Source organism: Methanocalculus pumilus, from assembly GCF_055382585.1.
Window position 1 is genome coordinate 29,077 of the sequence record NZ_AP042393.1, and the last position, 26,088, is coordinate 55,164.

The window sequence follows — 26,088 nt, forward strand, 5'->3', positions numbered from 1 at the left end:
TTTAAGGCGTTTTTCTCTTAAGATGCGGATCAAAATTCATCTTATTGTATAATGAAAATCCTTCGTGCAACAACTTCGAAAGATACATTTATTGCATCTCAGATAAAAAACCAAAGTTATTAGCAGGTGCTAAAGCTATTCGAAATAATTGTGCCATCAATACTATAGAATAGCAGAGGAGTTGAAGATTACACATGACAATACCAGACCCAAACGATATGTTTCGTCAGGTTCTTGAAACGACCCAGGACTGGGAATTCCTGCTTGGACCAGACGGAACATTTTTGTATGTATCACCATCCTGCCAGCGGATCACCGGTTATTCCCCTGAAGATTTTCGAAAAGACAAGACCCTTTTTATCAGGATCATCAAGTCAGAGGATCTTGAACCCGTGAAAGCTGCCCTTGCTGTCCGTGAGCGGGAGGAGAAGGAGGTGAAGTTCCGGCTCAATCATAAGAACGGGAGTGAGCGATGGGTTGGACTTCTCTGCACGGTTGCGAAGGATAAAGACGGCAGGCAACTTGGAACCCGATGCAGTGCACGCGATATGACCGTTGAGATCAACCGGAAGATGAAACAGGATACTTTTGTTGTAAAAGAAGTCACCCGGATGATCGCAAACCTCAAAAAAGCCGCGGAAGGCGACACCTCATTTAATCTTCAACCCGCTCCATCAGACGAGGACACAAAGAATTTCGCCTCTTTAATTGCCAGAATAGATAAAAGCCTCGTCACCCTCAAGACATCGCTTGACGGTTTGATGGGAGATACAAAGATGATGATGAATAGCCTCAGGGAAGGCAATTTTGATATCCGCGCAGATCCGGGCAGGCATAAGGGTGAGTTCCAGGATTGCATCAAAGAAATGAATAGAATGCTCGATGCAGTCACAAGGCCCGTTCAGGAGGCAATGCGTGTATGCGGCTCATTTGCACAATCAGACTTCTCTGCGACCTTTGATACGAATATCCAGATGAAAGGGGCGTGGGAAGAGTTCAGGAAATCCCTTGACCGGATGGGGAAGGTCTTAAATAATACTGTTAAGGAGATCACCCGTGTCGCCAGCGCATTTGCTGACGGCGACTTCACTGCCCATATCGATGAGAAACTCAATGTACGGGGAGATCTCGTTGCCGTGAAGACTGCCTTAAACAAAGTCTCAGCAGATGTCTCACACCTCATTGCAGAATCGAACCGGCTGATGGAGGCGTTGGTGGAAGCTGCGAACGAAGCTGAGACAAGCATCGATGAAGTTTCAACCGGTACCCAGCAGATTGCAAAAAGTACCGGGAATGTAAGCGGCCATATCGAGAAGGCAACACAATCCGCCCAGCAGGTTCTTCAGGCGATGGAAGATCTCTCCGCAGCCGTCCAGGAGGTTACCGCAAGTGCAGAATCTGTTGCTGCACTCTCACGAAACGCTGATGAACAGTCTCAGGAAGGAACAAAGGTAGCGAGACGGGCAGATGCAGGAATGGCCGAGATCACCACTGCAACCGCCGAGATCGATGGGATCATCAGGGATATCAACACCCAGATGGTCGAGATCGGAAAGATCGTCGGCGTCATCTCGGATCTGGCAAACCAGACAAATCTGCTCGCGCTCAATGCAGCGATCGAAGCCGCCCGTGCAGGTGATGCCGGACGCGGGTTTGCGGTTGTTGCAGCCGAAGTCAAAGCTCTTGCAACTGAATCCCGGTCCTCTGCCGAGCATATCACCGAGATGATCGGCAATCTCAGGGCCGGTGCAGAAAAGGCTTCAAATGCAATGAAAACCGCAAATACCGTCGTCAGGGATGGATCTGATCAGATGCAACAGACGATCCTTGCCTTCAATGAGATCGTCGATTCAGTCGGGAAGATCTCACGCAGTATCGAAGAGGTTGCAAGTGCAACAGAAGAGCAGGCAGCCACTGTTGAGGAGATCACCGCAAGCATCCACGAAGTTGCCGCCCTGATGGAGAGGACAGCTCAGGAAGCAGGAGATACTGCGGCCGGCACCGAAGAGGTATCGGCAAGTATCGATGAGGTTGCCAGTATGGTAACACGGGTCACCGAGATCTCCCAGGAGACTCTGGAAGCAAACAGACAATTCAAGATTGCCTGAATACCACCACCTCTTTTTTTAACGGAATTATTCCTGTATCTCATCAGTTAACTCCACCAGCATCTCCTGCATCAGGAGCATCCGCTGCACCGGAATAGTGCAGCATGCCGGGGAGAGAAGAATCCGCTCCCGAACAATCTGAGAGGGGAGGATCCCCTCTCCCTCAAGCTTAAAAGCGAGATCCATCTCATTTGGACCGGTATAATCAGAGACATACATCATTTTCACCCAAATCACTGTGTTGCATCAAATCTCGTTTCTTCTCCGCGCACAAAAAAAGAAGAGACCAGTGGAGCTAAAAGTCCGGCAGGTTCCCGTGGACATGAGAAGATCGATGTTCGCAATCATACGAACTATACGTCTATAGACGAACCAATACTATATATATTTTCTCAAGGGAACATCTTACGAGGAAAAAGAAGATGTAGGGGAGAGATTACCGCTCTTCCCGGTCCATTTTAATTGCTTTTTTAGGGCATTCCTGAGCACAGATCCCGCATCCCTTGCAATATTCGAGATCTATCTCATGATCTTCATTGATACAGCCATCAGGGCAGTACATTGCACAGAGTCCGCATGCATTGCATGCTTCACGGTCGACCACGGGCCGGAATGTACGCCAGGAACCTGTCTTTCCGGCAGCTCCCTCGGTTGGCCTGCTTATTGCAACAGGATCGGTCATAGAATCAGCTCCTTGTAGGCAGCCTCTGCCGCCTTAACATTCCGCTCATCTGCAAACATATCACGGATGGCAGCTTCCGCCGATTCCCGGGATATGACACCCATCTTCGCAAGTGCTCCAAGAACCGGGGTATTCAAAATGGGGCTCCCGGATACGACGAGATCGACTGAGAGTGCAATCCCCGTGAGATCGATGGTGAGGACATTGACACCGGGGAGATCAACCGGATGGGGGCTGTTGATCAGCACCGTTCCATTCTCCAAAATTCCATGAAGGACATCAACTGCATCCATGATGCTTGCATCAAGGACAACAACCAGGTTCGGGGACCGGATCTGCGAGTAAATCTTGATCGGTTCCTCATCAATCCTGACAAATGAGGTGACCGGCGCACCCCTCCGCTCGGCACCATAAAAGGGGGCGGCTGTTGCATGCTTCTTATCGAGGAAGGCAGCCATCGCGAGGAGCCGGGCGGCTGTCACACCACCCTGCCCGCCGCGGGAATGAATCCGAATCTCAAACATCAGGCATCAACCCCAAACCAGTATTCTTCACCCATCCGGCGGTTCCTGACAAACTCAGCGATATCATCATAGGTGACCTCCTGCCCGCCAAGCCCTGCCACAACCGAGAAGATTGAGGCATCACGGTTGCGGGATTTGATCGAGTCCGAGAGCACACCGCCGAACCCAAACGAGTATCCCCGGTCAAGGACGACGAGATCACGGCCCCTGATATCAAGCTCTGGGAACGGCCTGAACCAGCGGATCCGCATTGATCCTGCTTTGACGCCTTCTTTCCTGAGGATATCAACTGCAACCTCTGCCTCCTTCCCGAGTGTTCCCATTGAGACGATCAGGATATCCGCATCATCACAGAGATACTCATCAGTAGGACCGTATCTCCGTCCGAATCTCTGTGCAAACTCTTCCTCGGCATCCCTGATCACAGAAGGCGAATGTCTCATCGCCTTCTCCATCTCCCACCTGAATTTGAAGTGATCATTTGGTCCGGTGAGTGCGCCATACCCTGTGGGATTCTCTGTATCTATTTTATGGGGAAGAACCATCGGGGGGATGTAGTCTCCGATCTCCACCGTCTCAAGGGACTGCATGATATGTGAGAGGAGGAAGCCATCCAGGTTCACCATCACGGGCAGAAGGATACCGGTATCTTCTGCAATCCTAAATGCCATCAGAGTGGTATCATATGCTTCCTGGACAGTTGAAACAAAGAACTGGAGCCATCCTGTATCCCGCTGGGAGAAGGCATCGCTATGCTCCGCCCAGACATTCCATCCCGGACCGAGGGCACGGTTGACATTCGCCATCACGATAGGAAGGCGTGCCCCGGCTGCCCAGTGGAGCATCTCGTGCATATAGAGGAGTCCATGGGAGCTTGTTGCCGTAAAGGAGCGGACACCCGTGACTGAAGCACCGATACAGGCAGTCATCGCCGAGTGCTCGCTCTCAACCGGGATATACCGTGCATCCATCTCACCAGCAGTCACATACTCTGCAATCTGCTCAACGATCTCCGTCTGCGGGGTGATCGGGTATGCCGCAACCACTGCCGGTTTTGCCGCCTTCACAGCCGCTGCCACCGCTTTGTTTCCTGTTGCTACCGTCAGCATTCTCCTGCCTCCTCTTTTGTGAGCTGTGCAAGGTTCTTCTCGATCGCCTGCTCCAGCTCATTGACTGTCGAATCGGAGATTCCCTTGAATCTCCCCTGTACAGAGAGGTAATCCCTGAGTGGGGCCCGTTTCTTCATTGCACCCTTTGAGGGGGAGCTGATTCTGAGCTCGCCATATTTTCTCTCCCAGAGTACCCAGGAGCCGGTCTTCACCGCAAGCTTTCCAACAGTCACCGACATATCAGAAGCAATCCGCCATCCGGGGGGGCAGGGGGCAAGAATATGAATAAACGAAGGGCCGGGAGTGGCAAGTGCTGTCTTCACCTTCTCATAGAGATCCTTCGGATATGCAGGGGTCGCGGTCGCCTGGTACGGGATGTTGTGGGCAGCGACGATCCTGTCGAGATCCTTCTTCGCATCGGTCTTGCCGCCGGGTGTCGTCGTCGTCCTTGCACCCATCGGGGTTGCACCTGAACGCTGCATCCCGGTGTTTCCATATGCCTCGTTATCATAACAGATGTAGAGGAAATCAGTTCCACGTTCAAGGGCACCGGAGAGCGCCTGGATCCCGATATCAATGGTACCACCATCACCTGCATAGACGATGACGTTTGTCTTCTTCCCCATGCTCGCAAATGCCTCGCTCATCCCTGACGCACATGCCGCTGCCGCTGCAAAGGCAATATTGTATACAGGAATATTAAATGCGGTATTGGGATAAATTCCCTGCAGAATACTGGTACAGCACGCAGGAACAACCAGCACCGTATCGGGACCTGCTGCCTTCAGCACATACCGGAGTGATAATGATGAGGTGCATCCGGCACATGCTGTTGTGCATTTTTCAAGGTACTCTTCCTTTGGTATCTCAGCCATCAAAATCAATTAATAGTCTGTTATTCATGAATATTGAGCCTTCGGGTTTAATCATCTCAACCGATCCGGGTATACGTGGTGAGGGATGCAGGAAATGTAAGAGGAATCTGGATGGGATGCACACCGGGTGTGATGATCTCAATCGTGGGAGAATGGCCCGGCTTGCAATTTGATAAGTACATCGGACGTATAAAGAGCGTCACCATATCCCCGGAGCAGAGTATCGGATCCTGATCGGGTGGTGCCGGTGAGGAGATGGAAAAATAACCATAGATTGGAAGGGATGTATAGAGAGGATCGTTTGGTCTGATGGTATCATAAGTACTTCTGCCGATCAAATTGATTGTTGCCGTGCTGAGATCCACTGGATCCGAACCTGGAAGAAGCCTGATGGGAACGAGGATACCTTCAGCAATCCTGGGATCATTATTCAGGTCAACTGCATAAATCGATCCGGCGACGACAAGGCTGGATCCTGCTCTGGACAGACCCTTATCCACCTCAGTACGTGCGCCATCTGAGAGAGTCATACCTGCACTGATGATCACATGAGAAAAAACCGCCGCAACCACCACAAACGCGATCAGGATAATCGCTGATTCAAGCCCGGTGAGGGCATCATCCACCGAAGCCCACCTCATGATAATTATTCGCAACGAGTGTTTCGGGCACTCCGCACCGGACATTGACAGGAGAGCCCCATGGCGGATGGATGGTGAGTGTAAATTCTGTTCCTGAAGAAAGGGCGGCAGGAGTGAGCGAGAGCTCTACCTGCACTATTTCACCCTTCGAGAGGAGAGTATCACTCTCTATCTCTGTAAGCCAGGATAGTTTCACATCAGAAGGAGGGACATCATATATCCCCTCAGTCGTCAGAAGAGTGTACCTGATTCCCGGTGCATGGATTGATTCGCCAATCCCCTCGCATGAGAAGAGAACTCTTTTGAGGCAACTTCCCGAATTATCCACCTGCCCGACAACTGAGCCCATGACCATAACTGCTGTCGGGGATCTCCCGGCATCAAGCGCGACCTCTTTTGCCTTTGCTGATGAGGAGAAGCCTGCTCCAAGAATAACAAAAGAGAATATTCCGGCAACGACTATAAAAGCGATCAGGACGATTGCCGCCTCAAGCCCCGAGAAGCCATCCTCACCTGCCATAGTGATCATTAAGCCGAATGATATCATCCTCGCCGAGATACTCTCCAATCTGTACCTCGATCATCTCAAGCGGGATCTTCCCCTGGTTTTCGAGCCGGTGGACTGCACCTGCACGGACAAAGGTGGATTCGCCCTGACAGAATAGATTTTCAATTAAGGGTTCAGGAAAGCTATTGTAGCGGGAGAGTGGCCAGAGACGGGTCCCGCTCCCGCCTGCAAGAAGAATCGTCCTGATACCGGATCACCTTTCCTGTACATTCTCAAAGAAAAGGGATAATTCTTTTCAATCCAACTTCCGGAAGAGGTTATTCATGCCGAAGCGCCTCAATCGGATTTGCTTCTGATGCCTTCCATGCCGGGTAGAAGAGACCTGATAGAACCGATATCCCCACCCCAAAGAGCATCCAATTGGGATATAGATGAGGATTGAAAGGGGCAAGGAGATAGCTCGTATTCTCAATCATTATTCAGAGCAGTGACATCTCCGCTCTTTAAGGAGTATATTTTCGAGACATCCTGAAACCGGATCGCTTCCTTTATCGCTTCTTACGCGAGTAGAGGAGCGCCCCGGCGACGATGGCCACAGAGAGCCCGATGATACCGATTACGAGAGGGGACATACCCCCATCCTGTTCTGCAACCGGCATCGGGCCTGATCGAATCGTCACGTGAGTAATCTCCTCGTAGAGATTCCCATCATCATCCCGGTACCTGGTGACTAGAGGTATATTCCCGGCATCTTGTGCAGCAAATGTCACCTCAAATGAGGAGAAATCATCTGCATCAAGTGCCCCGACAACATAGACCCGGAAGGGATCGATCGGCTCTGCCGGCTCCCTGGTTGTCATCACAACAGAACGGGCGGTTTCAAGCCCTGCATTCGAGACATCCCCGGTGATACGGTATCCACCGGCAATTGATGTGACGGCAACATTCGAGACAATCGGCTCAGCCACCCGCTTGGCGGTGCCTGGTACAATCGGGATGGTGAGAGGTATGGCATGTCGGTTCTGACCGTTTCGGTATTCGACATTGAAGGTGATCTCCCCTTCACCGGTCGGGGTTACCGAAAATTCTGCATCCTTGCTCTCACCGGATTCAAGGCTTCCTATGAATATATTTGTTGGGACCACATCAGCTATTCCTGTCTGCGGGGTGATCGTGACACCGGAGAGTGTATTCTCACGTGGATTTCCAACAGATATGGTAACTGTATCTTTCTTACCCTCCATGAAGATATCAGGACGGGTTGTAATACCGGCTTCGATTGACGTCTTGTCTACCTTGAGTGGAATGGGAAAGATTATACTACCGGAGGGAACAAAATTCACCGAAAAGCGGGGGTAATATATTCCTTCATTATTTCGTGCCTGTATGGTGAAGCTTGTTGTCAGACTGTCGCCTGCACCGAGGGTTCCAACACCCCTGTAGTGTGGAGTTTCGATCACATCGATATTGGTCGTTCCTGCAAGGTTGATTCTTGACAGTTCAACGGGGCTGGCACCCGTATTTTTAATGACAACTGTCACTGTTCCGGTATCATAGGGGAAAAAAACCTCAGGATCAAGGGTCACATCCATCACCCCTATCTGCGATGCCGCACCTGATCCGACAATACCAAATACCAGCATGAAGGCAATAGCGAGCAGAACCGATCTTCCTCTCATCAGAATACCCCATATGATGCGATGACTACGATAAGATAGATTGCAACCGGAATAAGAACGGTTATCCCTGCATCCCGTGCAGTAAGCCTCCGTGCATGTCGGATTCCATAATACCAGATATTAACAGCCCAGATCATGAAGACAACGGAGAGGAAGGTCTGAAGGAGGGAGAAATCTGCCATCACCGGCTGATTCATAAATGCCTCAACCGCTTCCTCAGCTGCATCCGGATCCATGATGTCACGGATAACCGGTGCAACCACCTGATCGGCGACCATGGTAAGATACGCAATCCCGATACCGGCAGCGGCAATTAAGGGTGCCATCCCATACCCGACTGCTTCAAGCACCTTCTTCATCGAACCTTCACCACGGAAGGCCATGCTTATCAGATAGAAGAGAACCGCCGCAACAATCCAGACTATGATACCTCCAAAGAAGCCACCGATCGCTCCAAAGATCGCAATGATGCCGCCATACCCTTCAAGTGCTACATCGTACATCGGGGCCATAAGAGCGGCCATCTGGTATCCGGCAACTGCCGAGAGTATACTATAGATAAAGACTATTCCAAACGGCACTGCAAGTGCCGCCTCCTCTTTTGAATGCTCCTCAAAGAACTCGTCGGGCCTGAGAAGGGCTGATAGTAATGTAGATGCCATGAACAATTCACCACCGGCACCTGATTCTGGTGCCTGAGAATGTAAAACATATGTTACATTTGCACTTAATCCTTATCATCATGAAAATTCCGCCTAATCCTGCCCCGGACGTTCGACTACCGTAAGCTCATCCGAGAGATCACCAGTGAGATCTGCATCAATAAAACCTCCATCTGTCGGAAGCCGCATCATGAAGGTGAGGGTTTCATCAAGTGATACAGTTGCAGAATCAAGGGAGAAATCCACAATATGGCCGCCAATACTCCGGTCATCACTGATGAAATGGAGATGGTACCCCGGAACATTCAGCCCGGCAACATACGCAGGAAGACGGAAGCCGACAGCTGTTCCGCTGATGTTCGTATGGGTGGCCATATACTGATCAGCCAGGGCATCGACAAGGCGGGGATATGGCCGCTCCTGCCTGTGAGGGGCATGACCAGCTCGCTATCAAGCGAGGCGAAGGTCCCTATCCCGATATCACCATACCGTGTTAGCCCGGATACCGGCATAACACCATCATAGATGCTCTCAAGAAGGTCGTCAATTGTTGAGACCTGAAAGATGATCTCACCATCAGGAGGAGGAAGATCCGTGACACCTGAACCAGTGAGGAACGTAGTGCCCCACCAGCACCGATGAAAAGACCGATGAACTGATACGAGGAGGGGCGCATGGCACTCACTCTGCAATCATACTATTTCAGGATGCCTGAAGAACCCGGCAGAGTCCATCAGAGAGGGAAGGGCTATTTTCTTCTGGGGAGAATAGATTGGATATACCGATGCATGCAAGCAGGATATTCGGGGCTGGGATACAGAATCTCCCGGAGTTGGTTTTATTTCTGGAGGAAGTACTGGAGGAGACAGGGACTCTGGAAGAGGAGTCATTTGATATTCAGCTTGCAGCAGATGAGATCTTCACAAACATTGCTTCCTATGCCTATGGAGAGGGGAGGGGAGAGGTGGAGATCGCAGTCTCCATAAATGAAGATTCCATCACAATCACATTTACCGATTCCGGAATCCCCTTCAATCCCCTCTCGCTGCCAGCCCCTGATATCACCCGTGGGACTGATGAGCGGAAGATTGGGGGGCTTGGCATCTATCTCGTCAGGGAGCTGATGGATACAGTCTCCTATCTCCGGGAGAATGGGAAAAATATTCTTACCATTCAAAAAAGGCTGGTGAAGAAGAGAGGATAGGGGAGTTACAATTACTCTCTTCGTACAGGGCAGAGAGAGACACTGCACTCATCACATGCCTCATGGCAGGGCTCCATATGGACGGTGACATGGCACCTCGGGAACTCTGTCTTCAGATCCGCCTCCAGGTGGTCGGCCAGATCATGGGCTGTGCTGAGAAGGACATCATTCTCAAACATCACATGGAACTCGATGAACCTCTCAGGGCCGGATCTCCTTGTTCTGAGGCCATGGAAGTTCACATAATCAGTGCAGTGAGCGATCAGGACCTCCCTGATCCGCTCCACCTCCTCTTCCGGGAGGCGGGTGTCAAGGAGATCGGCAAGCGATCGCCTCACAAGGCCGATTCCTGTCCTTATGATGACAAGTGCAATGCAAAGCGCAACTATTGCATCAAGCAGGAGTATGCCGGTGAAATGTATCAGGATAAGTCCGGCAAAGACACCGACCGATGTGTACACATCGGTCCTCAGATGCCAGGCATCACTCTCAAGTGCAATTGAATCGGTCTTTTTGGCGATCTTCATCATCCTGTGGGAGATCAGAGTATTTGCGATCGCCGACACCCCGACTGCCACCATTCCGAACCCGAGGAGATCGGGATCGAGCGAACTCTCACCCCTTATAAGAGCGGTTGAGGCTTCATAGATGAGGAAGAACGCAACAAGGATGATAAGGGTCGCCTCAATAAGTCCCGAGAGTGATTCGAATTTTCCATGCCCGAAGGTATGCTGATCGTCAGCTGGATGCGCAGATTTTCTGACAGCAAAATACGCTATTGACGAGGCGATGATGTCGGTTGCCGAGTGTACGGCATCGGAGATGATCGCAACCGATCCGGTGAGAAAACCAATCGCAAGCTTCAGGATGACAAGGAAGGTGTTGCTTGCGATTGCAACCCCTGCGATCTGCTTCTTTTCGCGGGTGGCCGGGTCGTCTGGGTGGGAGGAGAGCATTGATATATCCTAATTTTGTGGAAGAGAGGAAAAATATTGGTATTGGGAGATATCAGTTCAGCCGGGGAACTCCGCCCTTCCAGGTAAGATGGCGGTTTAAGAAGAAGTTCCAGAGGAATGCGACCAGTATGCCTGCAAGATTCGCGATCATATAATAAATCCCGGCAAATTCGGTGAGGAGATAGAGAACTCCAAGATTGATGAGTAGGCCGCCTGCAGCAATGATATGGAAAGCAAACAATCGCTTAATCCAGGAGTAGCGATGAATCAGTCTCCGGGATGAAAACGTCCAGATATCATTTAAGATGAAGTTATTCAGGATGGAGAGTTCAATCGCCACAACTGCTGATACCAGATAGTAGATCCCAACATACTCGGTCAGCAGGTACAGAAGACCCATATTGACGACGATCCCGGAGAGCCCTACAAGGCCAAATTTGATCAGCCTCATCCATTCGGAATACACATGGCCACTCCGTGTTATCAATGCAGAGAGTGCGATCGATAGCACCTGGGCAGCATACTCGGTCATAGTGCTCATCCTGAGTTTGCTCTCTCCTGCCTCACGATCATGGAAAGTGAAGGGAAGCTCGGTAACTGTTGACCAGTTGCCGCGTCCAAGCACTTCAAGGAGGATCTTATATCCTCGGGGGCGGAGATGAGCACCGGATATGACCGATCGTTTGAGAGCAAAGAAACCGCTCACCGGGTCGGTCACTTCCGGAACGAGAATCCGGGCAAGGCCTGTTGCGCCAAGAGAGATGATTCGGCGCTTCAAAGGCCAGTTTTCGATTCCGCCATCTTTGATATAGCGGCTCCCGACTACGATATCGGCACCTGAACAGACAGTATTGTACATATCCGGGATCATTGATGGAGGATGCGAAAAGTCTGCATCAATAACAAGAAGGATATCGCCCTTTGCTGATGAAAATCCTTCAACAACCGACTGTGAGAGGCCCGGATCCTCCTCCCTGACAATAATACGGACTTCAGGGTTGGATGCTTCGATCTCCTGGACAATCTGGATTGTGCCGTCACGCGAAGAGTCATCGACAACCAGCACTTCTCCATGAATACCACTGTTCCTGAGGATAGAAAGAATTGAATCTATCATCCGACCGATATTCGCTGCTTCATTGAAGGTTGGTATAATAATGGAGAGTTTGGGATTCCCTGTCAACAGCACATCACTCCGAGGTCACAAAGAGGTGTATCCCGGTAAGCGAACCAGCATACCCGGTATTCTGCTCAAGCCATGCATATGCGCCACCAGACGGATCTGCCGCAAAGATGTCGCCGGTCACAATAAAGAAGATCCTGTTATCCTGATGAGAAATTCGGATAGCATCAAGATTATCTGCGGTTGTTGCGCTGAGCTGGAGCGTTCCATCTGTTTCATTTGAATAATAGTAATTAAGAGGCTGCCTCATGTAGCCCGGAACCAGGACGATGACATCTCCGGGCTCTGTTACCTCAGAGAGGGCTCCGGAGAAGCCCCTCCAGTCGTTCTTCGAGTATGTGGTATAATACCCGGCGAGGAACGGCACCTGGATGAGGCAGAGCACAAGAACGGCTACTGCAAGCACATGTGGAGAACGAAAACCCTCAGGTATGAGCCTGAATACAGCAGCAATGCCAATAAAGAACGGCAATATCATGGCAATGAGATATCTCGGGACCATCGGCATCGAGCCTGCCAGAAGGAGAGAGACGATGAGGGGGGCGATAAACAGAAGGATGAGAAGGAGAGCCTCCTCACGGCGGTTCATGAAGAGACCAATGAGCCCCGCTATGAACAGGATCATGAAGAGAACAGCAATCGGTGTGCTAAAGCCGGAGATAGACTCGATTGTCGAGAGGATGAGAGGAAGACCGGATGTACCGAATACCGCGCCTGTTCCGGTTCTTGATATGAATAAACCGATACCGACGATCAGGAGAGGGAGTATCGTTATACCAAGGACTGCTATCCCTGCTGCAGCCGGGATTAAGGATCGTTCTTTCGCAATATATTCACGCCCCCTTATCACTGCTTCGAAGAGAACCAGCACTCCAACCGGGACTATTGCATAGAAGTGTGTCCAGACAGCAAGTGACCCGGCAATACCGAAGAGGACCCAGTCCATGATCAAGCCACGGCGACGGGCGAGAAGGTAGAGCCAGCATGCAAGGGCAAAGAAGAAGAGCATTGGAACATAGGCGCGTGCATCCTGGGAATAGAAGATATGGAATGGAGATACAACGAGCAGTGCCGCTGCAATGATCCCGGTCTGATCATCAATCAGCTCGCGGCCGACGAGATAGAAGAGAGGGATTGTGAGCGCGCCAAATAGTGCAGGCAGAAGGCGTAGTACAACCTCGCTCTCACCGAAGATGAGCATAATATGCTCCATCCAGTAGAAGAGCGGTGGATTGAACTCGCCGGATGCGGTGAACCCCCAGATCTCTGCAAGAGAATGACGGGCAAAGCCTATAGTGGATGCTTCATCAAGCCAGAGGGAATTGAATCCGAGCTGGTAGAGGCGGAGGAAGAGGCCAGCTATTGTCAGAAGAAGGACAAGCTGGAGGGGGCGACTGGAGAGGAGAGATTCTTTTAGAGAAGAGGGGGTTTGAGGAGTAGAATTATTCTGTTGAGCATGAGCAGATCTTTTTTCAGATCTTATCTTCTTTCCCATAAAGAGTGTGGGGTTTACAAGATTATTAATATCGCGCCTTGAAAAAAGAGAATTATTTCTGGATCGTGCATATACACCAGTTCCATTTTTACTTCTTTCTTTTCACTTTTTTTGATTTATTTTCCTTATCTGGCTGACCCGTCAAATATGCATCTATAGTCCTTCGTTTGACAAAAATAGCAATTGCACACAATAATCCGATAATTGTTAATGAAAATGCTAAAGTATAATTGGGTGATCCAAATGAAAAGCGTACCGTTGGCGTTACATCAGTTAACTGTAAAGCAACCATATTTCCAATTGGTTGTGCTTTCTCACCATTTATTTCCCAGCCCTCATAGTACGCTGTCTTTAGTACAACAATATCATCCGGAAGGAATTCACCAGAGACAATAACCTCATCAGGTGTAAAACGTTCATAATTTACAGGAATCACTTCCTCATTCCGGAGAATGAATACATTCGGCAGCACATTATCAGAACGAAGGACAGGAACTCCGCCTGCAAAAAATGTTGGATCATCTATATTCGCCTCACCACTCTGTCTGATGCCATCGTCAATAATGTAGTCTGCCGTTGAATATGTGATCTCTCCAATTGTATAAAATGGGGAAAGAGTTGTTTTCAAATAATATGCATAATATGCCCTTACTGGATGAATACCTGACTGAATAAACAGATAAGTCATATCAATATTCATAATTGGCCAACCGGTCGTCATTACCCATATTTGAGGATTATCACTTTCATCTTGAAGAATCTGATCAATAATTGCAATGGCCGGGCTTTCATCAAAATTGGGATCAGATGGAGTAACATAACTAATGTTTCCAGCAATAGATAGTGTAACACCAATCACTAAAAAAATAACCAGAATTGTTGTATTTTTTGTAAATTGAGTTCCTTGAGAGAGATAATATATTGAAAGTAACAAGATAAAACCAATAAGTAGAGAGCGGGCAACAACAGATATATCAAACAATTTATATGTGAGATTAATTACATAAACATTAATTATAAAAAATAATCCAAGAATACCCACGATAGCCTTTGGTTGACTCTTCTTTGTCACTATGATTCCAAGAATTATAGCAACCATTCCAACTGCTATAGCAGATTCGATGGTGACTGCCTCCTGATATGGTAATTCCATCAATTTTAAAAATGCAATAATACCTATTCCATAAAGTAGGCGTTTTTTCTCTTCATCACCAAATGGTAGTGGCTCATTGCGATCAATTCTTGACAATAAGTACGTTAACCCAAAAATTCCAATAATAAGAAGGAGGGGTAAGAGAGGAGCAAATATCCTGCCGGGACATCTAAAAGTATCAAGGATAGGGAGCAAATGGACAAAGTAAAAGAGGGTTTTCCCCCCAGCAGCCCATATCAATGATATACAAAAAGCAAGGAATACCGGAGCACTCCATGTTTTTTTACCATAAATAAAACCCAGAAGAATTAAGAATAAAGGAATAATTCCTATCAGGACAATCGATTCATGAAAGCCAAAAACCATTCCTGAGATATCGTAACCTTTATTGATCGGAGTCCCAAAAATAAAGGAGCCAAGAGCGCTTTCGATCGAACCTCCATTCGATAATGGATCGATAATATCCTGTCTGATCACCTGACCAGAAACCTCCAATCCGGGGAGGATCTTGATAGCACCAACCAGAAGAAAAACCACAAAGCCCAATGCCAAAGCAGAGAGGGAGCGTATATCAAAGGTACGATGACAGTCATAAAGGAACAGTAGTAAAATAAAGAAATATGCAAAGAAAAGATAATATACGCTTGCCGAGAATAGAATTAAAAGAGAAGAAGCAGAAAAAAGAAGAATATTTATTATCGTTCTTTCAGAATATCTCACAATTTTAAAATAAGAGTAATAAAGTAGTGGGATCCACGCCAGAGCATAGATAATAAAGATATGCCCTGCATACACTCTGGCAAGCATCACACCGGATAGCATATACAAAAGGGCAAAAATGGGTATAACATATGAGGGAATTTCTGCATCTTTTCTCATGAGGGAGAATAATAGATAAGATGTACCAAATGAAACAAAGAGATGAGCAAGGATAACCCAGTTTAATATAAAAATATCCTGAAAAAACATGAATAACGGAAGGGAGAATGGATAGAAGCGATCAGACATTGGAGATGCAATTTCAGGAAAACCAGAAATCCATGCATTATTCCATAAAGCCATAGGATTGTCTGCCAGAAATAGATATGGCATTGCATTTGCAAGAGTGTCATGCCACTCACTTATAAAAATACCACGTTGAACCAGAGTAAAACCAAAGATAATAATTAGAGAGATTATTGGAAGAGAAAATATTATAATTGAATTAATCTTTTTTTTATTAACCTCATTTTCCATGTTACTGGTTTGATCGAATGGTTTCATATTGCAACATTATGAGATTATTCATGATTCATAATATGATTATCCTTTTGTCCCACCTTTTTATCACCAGAAACAACCAGAAGTACACCCATTCCAATTCTTTCCAGGATTCGATCAATTCTGACCCATAACGCGAGTAATCGTTCAGATCCAACCAGTGCAATAAAAGGAGAGAAACAGAGGTAGGTCATACAATTCACACCGGCAAAAGATGAGAAAAGTTGATTCATATCTCTTCGATTATAAAATTTTAGATGTGTCTCACCATAATTACGACCCCTTCCAAAGAGATCCCATAGTAATTCATACACCCCCCAGATTGACCGTTCATTTGGCGTTGTAATTACCAAGCGGCCATTCTCTTTAAGAATCCTATAGGACTCAGATAATGTTGGACCTGGATCGATTAAGTGCTCAATAATCTCAGCACATATAATCCGATTAAAAGCTTCATTTTTAAAGGGAAGATACGATGCATCTGCAATTAAAAAATCTTCATTTGATTTTGATCGGCTACGTGCATATCTGACCGCATTTATATTTGCATCAATACCAATTGCTACTCCAGCCTTATCCCTGCAAATCTCTCTGATCTGAACCCCACTGCCACATGCAATATCCAGAAGAATCTGCCCCTTTTCTAATCGCAGATGTTCTTCAATTGCTGACGTTTTCCTTCTTTGGAAAAACCGTTGAACAAGGAGATCAGAATGGTAAGCTTGTTCATCTATATCTCCATCTATTGAGTTATAGAAATCTAATAAAGATGAATTATCCGTTCGTTTCAGGAGATAAATAAGACCAATTGAATCCACAGATAATTCAGTTATTCGCAGTAGCAATGAGAAAGATACTCCCATCGCCAGAGAGACGCCCAAAGCTACCATTACACTAGCTATACCCGCTTCCTGTAATCCCAGACCGGCAGGTGTCAAAGGAACCATTGAGAGGAGTGTCAGGGTTGGATTCAGGAAAAGACAGTCGATAATTGAAAGGGAAAATATCCCAATTGATAATACCAAAAAAAACCATTCCAGTCCTCTTAATAGCCATCCTACAACGCTAACGAGTAGAATAGCAGGTAATAATCTCTGAATTTTTTTGCTTTCCGCACCAAGATCAAGTGCTTTTTTTGTTATCTCCCTTTGGTGAAAGAGATTATGTACCCATTCCGGAGGATACATCAGAATACCATAAATGAGTATTATAAATGAAAGAAATATAACAACCCCAACACTAACAAAAAGAATATCCTCCCCGAAAAGGGTGTAGTAAAGAAGGGACAAACCAATAATCGCCAAACCTAATTTAAATAGGAGATCGTACAGGAATGTACTGGTTATTCCTGCAATGCCACTTCTGAGTGGAACATTCCTTTGATGAAGTTGATATGCTGTGTATACATATCCGCTTCTCATCGGAGTTACATCCGAAAGAAGCATTCCTGCCATATGAGATAAAAAAACGAATTTAAAACGAATTTTTTGCCCAATCTCTTCAATTACCAACTTAAGTCTATAAGCCATTATCAGGTTGTTCAAAAAATAACAACACATGGCACAGATAATAAGAAGAATGGAGGCATTTTCTAATGTAGTAATTATACCATTCGTACCAATAAAGTAAAAGATATATAAAATTATTATAATGCCAATGAATAATTGTAAAATCCTCATCAAGCGGGATGAGACAAATCTCCTCACTCCCCACACACCCTCTCCAGCGCCTCTTCCAGCCGTTCCATCGATGTCGCATAGCTCATCCGCACCCAACCAGGCGCACAGAACGCCGATCCCGGCGTCACGGCAACATGCTTCTCCTCAAGCCATTCTGAGGCAACAGCACTGTCATCGCCGCCGACATTAGCAAACGCATAGAAGGCGCCGTCAGCTGGCGCACATGCAAACCCGGCCTGCCTGAGCCGTGAGATGACAAAACTCCTGCGTCTGGCAAACTCATCCCGCATCTCTGCAACACAGGACTGATCGCCCTTCAATGCAGCAACACCGCCCCACATCACAAAGGTCGTCGGATGGGAGACCGAGTGCTGCTGGATCCGGTTCATGTAATTGATCACCTGCGACGGACCGGCCGCATACCCAAGCCGCCAGCCGGTCATCGCATACGCCTTTGAGAACCCGTTTACCGTAACGGTTCGCTCTGCCATGTCGTGAATTGAAGCAAGCGAGATATGCTCTGCTCCATCATAGACGAGCTTCTCATAGATCTCATCTGAAAGTGCAAGGAGATCGTGATCAGAACAGAGATCCGCAATCATCCCAAGCGATGAACGTGTCAGGATCGATCCTGTCGGGTTCGATGGCGTATTCACGATGATCATCCTGGTTGCAGGGGTGATCGCCTCCGCAAGCGACTCCCGGGGCTGGAAGGTAACAGGGTCAAGCGGATAGTGGACGGCTTTTCCCCCGGCCATCCGGATACAGGGCTCATACGAGACCCAGGAAGGGTCAAGGATGATGGCTTCATCACCGGGGTTCAGCACCGCCTGGCAGAGGAGCCGGATCGCATCCTTTGCCCCGGCAGTCACGATACAATCAGCCGGTGACGCGGGGATTGCATTCTCGGTCGAGAATTTTTCAGCAACCGCCTCCAGCAGTTCGGGAATCCCGCGTGAGGGGGCATAGTGCGTCTCTCCCCTCTGCAAGGCATCGATCGCCGCATCAGTGATATGCTGAGGTGTCGGGAAATCAGGCTCTCCTATAGAGAGGCTGATCACATCGATCCCATCCCGTATCATCGCTTTTGCCCGATCGGCGATCGCCATCGTCGCCGACGGCGTGATCGCACCAATCGCCCTTGAAAGATTTCTCATGCCAATCGCTGGACAAGCTTCACTGCGGATTCAACAGCTCTCCGGGCATAGTCAACCCGCTCCTGCGCCTCGAGCCGGGTCATACCGGGTCCTGAGATGCCAAGGGCAACCGGTTTCTCGAACTCAAGGGAGAGATCGATGATCTTCCGGGATGCATGCTGAACCACAATCTGGTCATGGCCGGTTGCACCCTCGATCACACAGCCGATTGTTACAACCGCATCGACATTTCCGTCTTTGAGCATCTTCTTGATGGCAAGCGGCATGTCATAGGCTCCGGGAACATATGACCGCTCAATCACCTCGGCTCCAAGGAACTTTGCGTGCTCTTCTGCCTCAATCTCCATCATGTAGGTAATGTCACGGTTGAACTCCGCAACCACAAATCCGAGTTTAATTGTCATAGAATCATCATCTCCTATTGTCGTGCGGGACCAGCATCTGGAAATCCCTGCCGCTGTCCGGTGCCCGCATCCCGTTCAAGCTCCCGTGGGTAGAAGAGCAGCTTGACGGCATTTACTGCATGCTCCCGTGTCCTCTGTTCAAGGAGCCACGCAAGCTCGCGATCATCTTCTGCCTCATCCTCATGGACGAAGACCTCGATGATATGCTTGTTTGTCATCAGCATGGCGAGCTGAAGGCCCTGCGATGCCTCATGTGCGCAGAGTTTATCCTTATCCTTCCCGCCCGGCATCCCGAGTGCCATCACGAGATCACAGCCACGTTCTTCAATAAGCTTCTTGCAGGCAACCGGGAGATCCTTAATCCCGGGCACTGTATACCGCTCGATACTGACGGTGGCATGGCGCTTGAGCTCATCGATTGCTGCTGCACCCATATTCACCCGTGCGAAGGTCGTGTCTGCGATCCCTATCTTCATACCAGCACCTCAAGGGCGGCTGAAACACCATCTGCCGCCGGGGTATATCCAAGTTTCTGAAGGGTGCCCTGCACCGCTGCCAGTGTTGCAAGCACTTCATAGGTGCCGACTGCACCCATCGTTCCGATCCTGAAGATCTTTCCTTTCAACCGATCCTGGCCGCCTGCGATCTGGATACCGGTCTTCTTCACACCGGAACGGAGATCGGAGTCGCTGATTCCATCCGGATACAGAATCGCGGTTGCCGTGTTGGATGGCGAGTGGAGTGCATCCGATACCGGCAGCAGTTCAAGCCCCCAGGCAGCTGCCGCGGCACGCACCGCATCCGCAAGTCTCCGGTGCCTCGCAATACGGTTTTCCAGACCCTCCTCTTCTGCGATGAGGCATGCCTCACGGAATGCAAAGAAGAGCGGAACTGCCGGAGTATAGGGGGTCTCCATCGGCTTCTTCGATGCAGCCTTCCGGTATGCCTTCAGATCAAGATAATATGGGCGTTTCTCTGAGAGGCGTTCCCATGCCCGCTCCGAGACCGATACCGCAGAGAGTCCTGCCGGGGCGGCAAGGCATTTCTGTGAGCCGACGATTGCAATATCTGCTCCCCACTCATCTGCTGCCACATGATCGCCGCCGATGGAGGTGATTCCATCCATGATGAAGAGGGCATCGTGCTTCCGGGCAAGCTTCCCAACTTCTGCGGCGGGATTGAGGATACCGGCTGAAGTCTCGTTATGGACCATCGTTACGACTTCGGCACCGTTCTCAAGCGCCTCTGCAAGTGCATCCAGCCCAAGCGGGTGCCCCCATTCCGACTCGATTGCAGTCAGTTCCCCATAACGGCCGCTAATCTCCGCAAGCCGCTCACCGAACTTGCCATTTACCAGCGAGACGATCTTTTTGCCGACACCAATATTGGCAATCGCCGCCTCCATACCCGCGGTCCCCGATCCGCTCAGGATAAAGATCTCGTTTTTGGTCCCGAAAAAGGGTTTCAACACCCTGACGCAGTCTGCATAAACCCCGCCAAACTCTTCGCCGCGATGATTAATCGCCTGACGGCTCATCGCATTTTTCACCCGTTCCGGCATAGGCACCGGCCCGGGCATCATAAGGAGTATTTCGTTCTGCATCCTGATCGTCCGTACTATAAGAAGATAAACCTCTTAATAGATAGTGAAGCCTATGGTCGACGTAGCTGTCATCGCAGGATCCCAATCAGACGAAGCGATCGTTCGCAAAGTCTGCGCAACACTCGATGAATATGGCCTGAGTTATGAGAAGAAGGTAATATCTGCCCATCGTGACCCCGAACTGCTTATTCAGTATGTCAGGGAAAGCGATGCAAAGGTCTTCATCGGAATCGCCGGGATGTCCGCCGCTCTTCCCGGCGTTATCGCCTCAAAAACCAAAAGACCCGTCATTGGTGTCCCGGTCGCCGGGAAACAGATGGGTGGCCTCGATGCCCTTCTCTCGATCGTTCAGATGCCAAAAGGTGTACCCGTCGCCTGTGTCGCAGTCGACGGTGGCGAGAACGCCGCACACCTTGCCGCGCGGATTCTCGGGGTTGCATAAGGCAATCCCCAGACCCACTTATTCCTTTTTCTGCAGGAGATCCCGCACCATCTTCACAGCACAGAGATCCCCACACATCGAGCAGGTCTCCCGCTCGGAGTCACGGTCATGGATCGAACGGGCATAGTCGGGGAAGAGCATCTCGGCATACTGCGCCTCCCAGTCGAGGTCCCGCCGTGCAACAGCCATCCGAATCTCCTCGGGAGACCCGCTCACACCCCCCCGCCGGGTGATATCCCCGACATGGGCGGCGATCCTGGCAACCCGCGTCCCCTCGATGATCTCTTCGACATTGGGGAGCGCAAGGTGCTCTGCGGGCGAGACCATGCAGAGGAAGTCTGCTCCGGAAGATGCGGCGATCGCACCACCGATTGCGCCTACTACATGATCATATCCGGTCGCGATATCGGTGACGAGGGGGCCGAGGAGGTACAGGGGTGCATGATCGGTCACCTCTTTGATCACCTTCACATTCCATGCGACCTCGTTGATCGGGATATGGCCGGGCCCCTCGATCATCCGCTGGACACCCGCATCAAGGGCACCGCGGGCAAGCTTTCCGAGGGTTAAGTATTCGGTCGTCTTGGCAAGGCGGCCGCTGTCGACAAGGGCGCCTGGCCGCATCCCATCACCCAGGCTGATCGTGACATCATCTTCTTTGAGTATCTCAAGCAGGTAGTCATACTCTGCGTAGAGCGGGTTCTCTTCACCGGTTGCTACCATCCATGCCACATGGAATGCCCCGCCCCGTGATACGACACCAAGCATCCGGGGATCGATCCTGAGGGCTTCAAGTGCATCCTTGTTCACCCCGCAATGGAGGGTCAGGAAATCCACGCCCTGCCGGCATTGATCCCTGATCACCGAGAAGAGGATATCGGCGGTGAGATCAGCAGCTGATCCCGCCCGCCTGATCGCCTCATAGATGGGAACGGTCCCAACCGGCACCGGCAGCGAGAGGATCTTCTTTCGGATCGCCGTAAGATCCCCTGCTGTCGAGAGATCCATCAGGGCATCGGCACCCGCGAAGAGGGCTGCCTCAGCCTTCCTCATCTCAAGATCCTGATCACACCGCCCCTGTGAGGTGCCGATGTTCACATTCACCTTGACACGGCACCCTTCTCCAATAGCAGCAGGGCTGATCTCACGCCGCTGGTTGGCAGGAACAACCATACGCCCGCAGGCAATGGACTTTGCCATCTTTTCCGGAGGGATGCCTTCTGTTGCTGCCAGATCGTTCAGCCCTGAAGGCAGGCCGGATTGGCACTGCCTGATGAGTGAGTGCATAAGAACCATCTGTCTGGAGAGCTTATTATCCTGCATGCCAATCCAGTGGATTCCCGGTAGCGGCTGGCAGGCGAACTCCTATATCATCGGCGAGGTGCTGATCGATGCCGGAGTTTTTCCAATGGCGCTTGAGCGGTTTTCCGACCAGATTAAAAGAATCATTCTGACGCACGGCCATTTCGACCATACCGCGCATCTCGCAGAGATTCAGGCGATGACCGGGGCAGAGGTCTATATCCATGAAGAGGATGCAATCGCTCTTCGATCTGAAGTAGAGAGCCTCTCATTTAATTTCGGTGCACGCCCCCCCATGGTACTACCGGATCGGATACTCGCTGACGGTGACCGGATAGGCGATCTCCTTGTAATCCATACCCCGGGTCATACAAGGGGAAGTATCTGCCTCTATGATGAAGCAGAACGCGCACTCATCTCCGGTGATACCGTCTTTCCAGGAGGCTCATTCGGAAGGACAGACTTCCCCGGCGGAAGTGCCTCCGAACTGAGGGCTTCAGTCGACAGGCTGGCACCCCTTGACGTGGAAGGGCTCTATCCGGGGCATGAGCGGCCGGTGCCAGAAGGTGCTAAGAGGCACCTCCTCGCCACGCAGCAGAGCCTCAGAACATACTATGGATAAAGGGATCTATGCCCTGATCCTCAGGTCTGATGGCAAAACGATCCGGGTGGGGGCACTTGGCGACATCATCCTGCCCGAAGGATACCTCATCTATGTGGGATCTGCGCTTGGTCCGGGCGGCCTCATCCGGGTACAGCGCCATCTCACACTATCACAGGAGATTCGGAAGCCGCACTGGCATATCGATTATCTCCTTCAGGACAGGGGAATCTCACTTATTGCGAGTGTGTCGGCAGCCACCACATCGCGGTTCGAATGTTACCTGGCAGAGGCGATCGGGGGTGATTTTATCCCACGGTTTGGATCTTCTGATTGCAGATGCAGATCCCATCTCTTTGTACGGCCGGATGATCCGACAGAAGCAGTGGCTCGGGCATTTGTATCTATTGGTCTTGTAGCCGCGATCACAAGGTATTAGTCATACCAGACAAAGGATACCCCTATGAAGGTTCTTGGGATTTCCGGGAGTATGAGGGCGGGGGGAAACACCGCCATCCTTGTTCAGGAGGTGCTCAGCCATATCTCTGAGAAAGGGATACCGACTGAGTACATCACCCTTGCAGGAAAAGAGATCCATCCCTGTATCGGGTGCGAGAAATGCAAGGAAGAGAAGTGGTGCACGATTAAAAACGATGACTGGCCGGAGATCGCAGAGAAGATGATCCACGCGGACCTCCTTGTGATCGGATCTCCCACCTATTACTTTGATGTCTCGGGACAGGTGAAGAACCTGATCGATCGTACATACTCGCTTTATCATGACCGGCAGCTTGCCGGGCGAAAAGCTGTGGCAATCACCATCTGTGCCGATAAAGGCGGTACACGGGCACTTGAAACCCTTGAGGCATTCCTCTCAACCCATGAATTCGGATACCTTGGCCACATCATCGGAAGAGGATACCTGCCGGGCGATGTCCGATCCGATACGCTCGCCATGAGCTCTGCAAAGACGATAGCAGATCGGATCGTCTCCTATTTCGGAACACTGGATGATTAAACACGAGTGAAGAGATTTGATCCATACGACAATTCAACTCAATAACCAGTCAGCAGAAGGATACGCAATACCCGTTGGCTCGGTGAACCTCGTCTTCATAACAACTGAAGAAGGGATGATCGGGTGCGGCGCTTTTGATATCGCTGCACTTGAGCGGTTCGGTACCCCTGCAGCGAAGATGAAACCGGTTGCTGGACCATCTATTGCCACCATCGATGAGATCCTGGATGCGATGGTGAAGGAAGTAAACATTCCCGCCACAAAACGTGGCATCGTCATCGGAATGACTGGAAAAGAAGCGCTCGAACTCCTCTGAACAATTCAGAGGCCGAGCCTTTCAAGGAAGAGCCGGTGGAACCTCAGGTCTCCACCAAGTTCGGGGTGGAATGAAAAGGCCATGTGTAGGCCGTGCCGGATTGCAACGTACCCCTGCGGGAGGGATGCAAGCACCTCGGTTCCATACCCTACACGGGTAACAACAGGCGCCCGGATGAAGACCGCATGGAAGGGTGTTTCAAGACCTGCACATTCGATATCAGCCTCAAACGACTCCCTTTGGCGGCCAAAGGCATTCCGCTTCACGGTCATATCCATCACACCAAGCGGTTCAAAGAGGCTGTCATCCTGCACCTCGGATGCAAGCAGCACCATCCCGGCACAGGTGGCAAAGATCCCCCCCTCATACTGCTGAAGGGGGCGGAACATCCCCGCCTTCTGGATCAGCCGCATGATGGTCGTTGATTCACCACCGGGGAGTGCGATCCCGTCAAACCGGTTGATATCGGATGCATCCCGGAAGAGGGATACCTCTCCATCCGGGCCAAGCGCATCTTCGAATGCAGTTACATGCTCAGATACGTCGCCCTGAAGGGCAAGGACACCGATCTTACCAGCCACGTGTCTGCAACCTCTCATCCGGAGTTAAGGTATGGACATCAATACCCGGCATAGCCTCGCCGAGTCCACGGCTTACCTCTGCGATCACCTTTGGATCATTGAAATGATGGACGGTCTCGACGATCGCTTTTGCCATCTTCTCAGGGTTTTCTGATTTGAAGATCCCTGAGCCGACAAAGACACCGTCTGCACCAAGCTGCATCATCAGTGCTGCATCTGATGGGGTTGCGATTCCGCCTGCCGAGAAGTTTACAACAGGGAGCCGTCCGCGGTTTGCCACATCCAGAACCAGCTCGAACGGGGCTTCGATCTTCCGGGCATACCCTGCCCGTTCCTGATCATCCATCCCTTTCAGCATCCGGATCTCAGACTGGATCGCCCGCATGTGACGGACCGCCTCGACGACATTTCCAGTGCCTGCTTCTCCCTTTGTCCGGATCATGGCAGCCCCTTCATTGATCCGCCTGAGCGCCTCGCCAAGGTTCCGGGCACCACAGACAAACGGCACCGAGAATGCCTTCTTGTCCACATGGAACTCCTCATCTGCCGGTGTCAGCACCTCGGACTCATCGATCATATCGACACCAAGCTCCTGGAGCACCTGTGCCTCGACAAAGTGGCCGATCCTGACCTTTGCCATCACCGGGATCGAGACGGCTTCTGTTATCTCGACGATCTTTGTCGGATCTGCCATCCGGGAGACACCCCCGGCTTTCCTGATATCAGCAGGGACCCGTTCGAGTGCCATCACCGCAACTGCACCTGCATTCTCTGCGATCACCGCCTGCTCAGCGGAGACAACATCCATGATGACGCCCCCCTTCTGCATGGATGCAAAACCCCGTTTCAGAAGCTCTGTTCCAAACTTCAGCTCTTCAAGAATCATGGGTTTATATGGATCAGTTGAACCGATAAATTATAGCATGGCGGTAGAAGGGGTTTTCAT

At 50.2% G+C, this 26,088-nt stretch carries 31 protein-coding genes; 7 read left to right on the top strand and 24 right to left on the bottom strand.

What is annotated here, in order from left to right; translation table 11 throughout:
• The first annotated feature begins 194 nt into the window (after nucleotides 1–194).
• Nucleotides 195–2,108: a methyl-accepting chemotaxis protein gene (locus ACZ44I_RS00155; protein ID WP_464549830.1), complete on the top strand. Its 1,914-nt coding sequence runs from the start codon at nucleotides 195–197 to the stop codon at nucleotides 2,106–2,108.
• Nucleotides 2,109–2,135: 27 nt separating this feature from the next.
• On the opposite strand, the gene ACZ44I_RS00160 is transcribed toward ACZ44I_RS00155, so the two are convergent.
• The 12 genes from ACZ44I_RS00160 to ACZ44I_RS00215 form a co-directional block, all read right to left on the bottom strand.
• Nucleotides 2,136–2,336, bottom strand: a complete 201-nt coding sequence (locus tag ACZ44I_RS00160) for a hypothetical protein (RefSeq protein ID WP_464549828.1) — start codon at nucleotides 2,334–2,336, stop codon at nucleotides 2,136–2,138.
• 208 nt (nucleotides 2,337–2,544) lie between these two features.
• Nucleotides 2,545–2,790 (bottom strand): 4Fe-4S binding protein, encoded by a 246-nt coding sequence (locus ACZ44I_RS00165; RefSeq protein WP_464549826.1) that lies wholly within the window; start codon nucleotides 2,788–2,790, stop codon nucleotides 2,545–2,547.
• Nucleotides 2,787–3,314: a 2-oxoacid:acceptor oxidoreductase family protein gene (locus ACZ44I_RS00170; RefSeq protein WP_464549824.1), complete on the bottom strand. Its 528-nt coding sequence runs from the start codon at nucleotides 3,312–3,314 to the stop codon at nucleotides 2,787–2,789. Before ACZ44I_RS00170 ends, ACZ44I_RS00165 begins: the two co-directional genes overlap by 4 nt.
• A complete protein-coding gene (locus ACZ44I_RS00175) occupies nucleotides 3,314–4,423 on the bottom strand; it encodes a transketolase C-terminal domain-containing protein (protein WP_464549822.1) in 1,110 nt (369 codons plus the stop codon). The genes ACZ44I_RS00170 and ACZ44I_RS00175 overlap by 1 nt, the downstream gene beginning before the upstream one ends.
• Entirely contained in the window at nucleotides 4,417–5,298 is an 882-nt protein-coding gene (locus ACZ44I_RS00180) for a thiamine pyrophosphate-dependent enzyme (RefSeq protein WP_464549820.1), read from the bottom strand. Before ACZ44I_RS00180 ends, ACZ44I_RS00175 begins: the two co-directional genes overlap by 7 nt.
• Before the next feature lie 56 nt (nucleotides 5,299–5,354).
• On the bottom strand, nucleotides 5,355–5,924 hold the full coding sequence (locus ACZ44I_RS00185) for an archaellin/type IV pilin N-terminal domain-containing protein (protein ID WP_464576543.1): 570 nt from the start codon (nucleotides 5,922–5,924) through the stop codon (nucleotides 5,355–5,357).
• Nucleotides 5,917–6,486, bottom strand: coding sequence for an archaellin/type IV pilin N-terminal domain-containing protein (locus ACZ44I_RS00190; RefSeq protein WP_464576545.1), 570 nt, complete (start codon nucleotides 6,484–6,486; stop codon nucleotides 5,917–5,919). Before ACZ44I_RS00190 ends, ACZ44I_RS00185 begins: the two co-directional genes overlap by 8 nt.
• Nucleotides 6,449–6,694, bottom strand: coding sequence for a sugar phosphate nucleotidyltransferase (locus ACZ44I_RS00195; protein WP_464551680.1), 246 nt, complete (start codon nucleotides 6,692–6,694; stop codon nucleotides 6,449–6,451). The genes ACZ44I_RS00190 and ACZ44I_RS00195 overlap by 38 nt, the downstream gene beginning before the upstream one ends.
• 301 nt (nucleotides 6,695–6,995) lie before the next feature.
• Complete coding sequence (locus tag ACZ44I_RS00200) at nucleotides 6,996–8,126, bottom strand: COG1361 S-layer family protein (RefSeq protein ID WP_464549814.1); 1,131 nt, start codon at nucleotides 8,124–8,126, stop codon at nucleotides 6,996–6,998.
• Nucleotides 8,126–8,788, bottom strand: coding sequence for a YIP1 family protein (locus ACZ44I_RS00205; RefSeq protein WP_464549812.1), 663 nt, complete (start codon nucleotides 8,786–8,788; stop codon nucleotides 8,126–8,128). The genes ACZ44I_RS00200 and ACZ44I_RS00205 overlap by 1 nt, the downstream gene beginning before the upstream one ends.
• Before the next feature lie 93 nt (nucleotides 8,789–8,881).
• Complete coding sequence (locus ACZ44I_RS00210) at nucleotides 8,882–9,163, bottom strand: acetolactate decarboxylase (protein ID WP_464549810.1); 282 nt, start codon at nucleotides 9,161–9,163, stop codon at nucleotides 8,882–8,884.
• Nucleotides 9,094–9,300: a hypothetical protein gene (locus tag ACZ44I_RS00215; protein WP_464551679.1), complete on the bottom strand. Its 207-nt coding sequence runs from the start codon at nucleotides 9,298–9,300 to the stop codon at nucleotides 9,094–9,096. The genes ACZ44I_RS00210 and ACZ44I_RS00215 overlap by 70 nt, the downstream gene beginning before the upstream one ends.
• Before the next feature lie 260 nt (nucleotides 9,301–9,560).
• Between ACZ44I_RS00215 and ACZ44I_RS00220 the strand changes: the two genes are divergently transcribed.
• Nucleotides 9,561–9,992 carry an ATP-binding protein gene (locus ACZ44I_RS00220; RefSeq protein ID WP_464549808.1) on the top strand — a complete coding sequence of 144 codons (432 nt, stop codon included), beginning with the start codon at nucleotides 9,561–9,563 and terminating at the stop codon, nucleotides 9,990–9,992.
• An 11-nt stretch (nucleotides 9,993–10,003) separates the two neighbouring features.
• Here ACZ44I_RS00220 and ACZ44I_RS00225 read toward each other — a convergent pair whose 3' ends face one another.
• The 9 genes from ACZ44I_RS00225 to ACZ44I_RS00265 all read right to left on the bottom strand — a co-directional run bounded on the left by ACZ44I_RS00225 (nucleotide 10,004) and on the right by ACZ44I_RS00265 (nucleotide 20,882).
• Nucleotides 10,004–10,948: a cation diffusion facilitator family transporter gene (locus tag ACZ44I_RS00225; RefSeq protein ID WP_464549806.1), complete on the bottom strand. Its 945-nt coding sequence runs from the start codon at nucleotides 10,946–10,948 to the stop codon at nucleotides 10,004–10,006.
• A 52-nt stretch (nucleotides 10,949–11,000) separates the two neighbouring features.
• Nucleotides 11,001–12,131: a glycosyltransferase gene (locus ACZ44I_RS00230; RefSeq protein ID WP_464549804.1), complete on the bottom strand. Its 1,131-nt coding sequence runs from the start codon at nucleotides 12,129–12,131 to the stop codon at nucleotides 11,001–11,003.
• Between the two features lie 7 nt (nucleotides 12,132–12,138).
• Nucleotides 12,139–13,626, bottom strand: a complete 1,488-nt coding sequence (locus tag ACZ44I_RS00235) for a glycosyltransferase family 39 protein (protein ID WP_464549802.1) — start codon at nucleotides 13,624–13,626, stop codon at nucleotides 12,139–12,141.
• Between the two features lie 88 nt (nucleotides 13,627–13,714).
• Nucleotides 13,715–16,042: a hypothetical protein gene (locus tag ACZ44I_RS00240; RefSeq protein WP_464549800.1), complete on the bottom strand. Its 2,328-nt coding sequence runs from the start codon at nucleotides 16,040–16,042 to the stop codon at nucleotides 13,715–13,717.
• A 17-nt stretch (nucleotides 16,043–16,059) separates the two neighbouring features.
• The gene (locus ACZ44I_RS00245) at nucleotides 16,060–17,814 is read right to left on the bottom strand and encodes a flippase-like domain-containing protein (protein WP_464549798.1); all 1,755 of its coding nucleotides are present in this window, start codon (nucleotides 17,812–17,814) and stop codon (nucleotides 16,060–16,062) included.
• On the bottom strand, nucleotides 17,742–18,875 hold the full coding sequence (locus tag ACZ44I_RS00250) for a pyridoxal phosphate-dependent aminotransferase (RefSeq protein WP_464549796.1): 1,134 nt from the start codon (nucleotides 18,873–18,875) through the stop codon (nucleotides 17,742–17,744). Before ACZ44I_RS00250 ends, ACZ44I_RS00245 begins: the two co-directional genes overlap by 73 nt.
• Complete coding sequence (ribH, locus tag ACZ44I_RS00255; protein WP_292736950.1) at nucleotides 18,872–19,279, bottom strand: 6,7-dimethyl-8-ribityllumazine synthase; 408 nt, start codon at nucleotides 19,277–19,279, stop codon at nucleotides 18,872–18,874. Before ribH ends, ACZ44I_RS00250 begins: the two co-directional genes overlap by 4 nt.
• A 14-nt stretch (nucleotides 19,280–19,293) precedes the next feature.
• Entirely contained in the window at nucleotides 19,294–19,755 is a 462-nt protein-coding gene (ribC, locus tag ACZ44I_RS00260) for a riboflavin synthase (protein WP_464549794.1), read from the bottom strand.
• Nucleotides 19,752–20,882 (bottom strand): pyridoxal-phosphate-dependent aminotransferase family protein, encoded by a 1,131-nt coding sequence (locus ACZ44I_RS00265; protein ID WP_464549792.1) that lies wholly within the window; start codon nucleotides 20,880–20,882, stop codon nucleotides 19,752–19,754. Before ACZ44I_RS00265 ends, ribC begins: the two co-directional genes overlap by 4 nt.
• 52 nt (nucleotides 20,883–20,934) lie before the next feature.
• Here ACZ44I_RS00265 and purE point away from each other — a divergent pair, with 52 nt between their 5' ends.
• Nucleotides 20,935–21,324 carry a 5-(carboxyamino)imidazole ribonucleotide mutase gene (purE, locus tag ACZ44I_RS00270; protein ID WP_292737103.1) on the top strand — a complete coding sequence of 130 codons (390 nt, stop codon included), beginning with the start codon at nucleotides 20,935–20,937 and terminating at the stop codon, nucleotides 21,322–21,324.
• Between the two features lie 18 nt (nucleotides 21,325–21,342).
• Here the strand turns inward: purE and thiC are convergent, their stop codons facing one another.
• Nucleotides 21,343–22,647, bottom strand: coding sequence for a phosphomethylpyrimidine synthase ThiC (thiC, locus tag ACZ44I_RS00275; protein ID WP_464549790.1), 1,305 nt, complete (start codon nucleotides 22,645–22,647; stop codon nucleotides 21,343–21,345).
• Between thiC and ACZ44I_RS00280 the strand changes: the two genes are divergently transcribed.
• Genes ACZ44I_RS00280 through ACZ44I_RS00295 form a run of 4 tightly spaced genes read left to right on the top strand, consistent with a single transcriptional unit; the run spans nucleotide 22,646 to nucleotide 24,561 of the window.
• A complete protein-coding gene (locus ACZ44I_RS00280; protein WP_292737098.1) occupies nucleotides 22,646–23,248 on the top strand; it encodes an MBL fold metallo-hydrolase in 603 nt (200 codons plus the stop codon). The genes thiC and ACZ44I_RS00280 overlap by 2 nt on opposite strands.
• A complete protein-coding gene (locus ACZ44I_RS00285) occupies nucleotides 23,241–23,666 on the top strand; it encodes a GIY-YIG nuclease family protein (protein ID WP_292737096.1) in 426 nt (141 codons plus the stop codon). The genes ACZ44I_RS00280 and ACZ44I_RS00285 overlap by 8 nt, the downstream gene beginning before the upstream one ends.
• Before the next feature lie 51 nt (nucleotides 23,667–23,717).
• Nucleotides 23,718–24,245 (top strand): flavodoxin family protein, encoded by a 528-nt coding sequence (locus tag ACZ44I_RS00290; protein WP_464576547.1) that lies wholly within the window; start codon nucleotides 23,718–23,720, stop codon nucleotides 24,243–24,245.
• A 16-nt stretch (nucleotides 24,246–24,261) separates the two neighbouring features.
• Entirely contained in the window at nucleotides 24,262–24,561 is a 300-nt protein-coding gene (locus ACZ44I_RS00295; protein ID WP_292737092.1) for a YunC family protein, read from the top strand.
• A 5-nt stretch (nucleotides 24,562–24,566) separates the two neighbouring features.
• On the opposite strand, the gene pdxT is transcribed toward ACZ44I_RS00295, so the two are convergent.
• A complete protein-coding gene (gene pdxT / locus ACZ44I_RS00300) occupies nucleotides 24,567–25,142 on the bottom strand; it encodes a pyridoxal 5'-phosphate synthase glutaminase subunit PdxT (RefSeq protein ID WP_292737090.1) in 576 nt (191 codons plus the stop codon).
• The gene (pdxS, locus tag ACZ44I_RS00305) at nucleotides 25,132–26,028 is read right to left on the bottom strand and encodes a pyridoxal 5'-phosphate synthase lyase subunit PdxS (protein WP_464549787.1); all 897 of its coding nucleotides are present in this window, start codon (nucleotides 26,026–26,028) and stop codon (nucleotides 25,132–25,134) included. Before pdxS ends, pdxT begins: the two co-directional genes overlap by 11 nt.
• Nucleotides 26,029–26,088 lie beyond the last annotated feature (60 nt).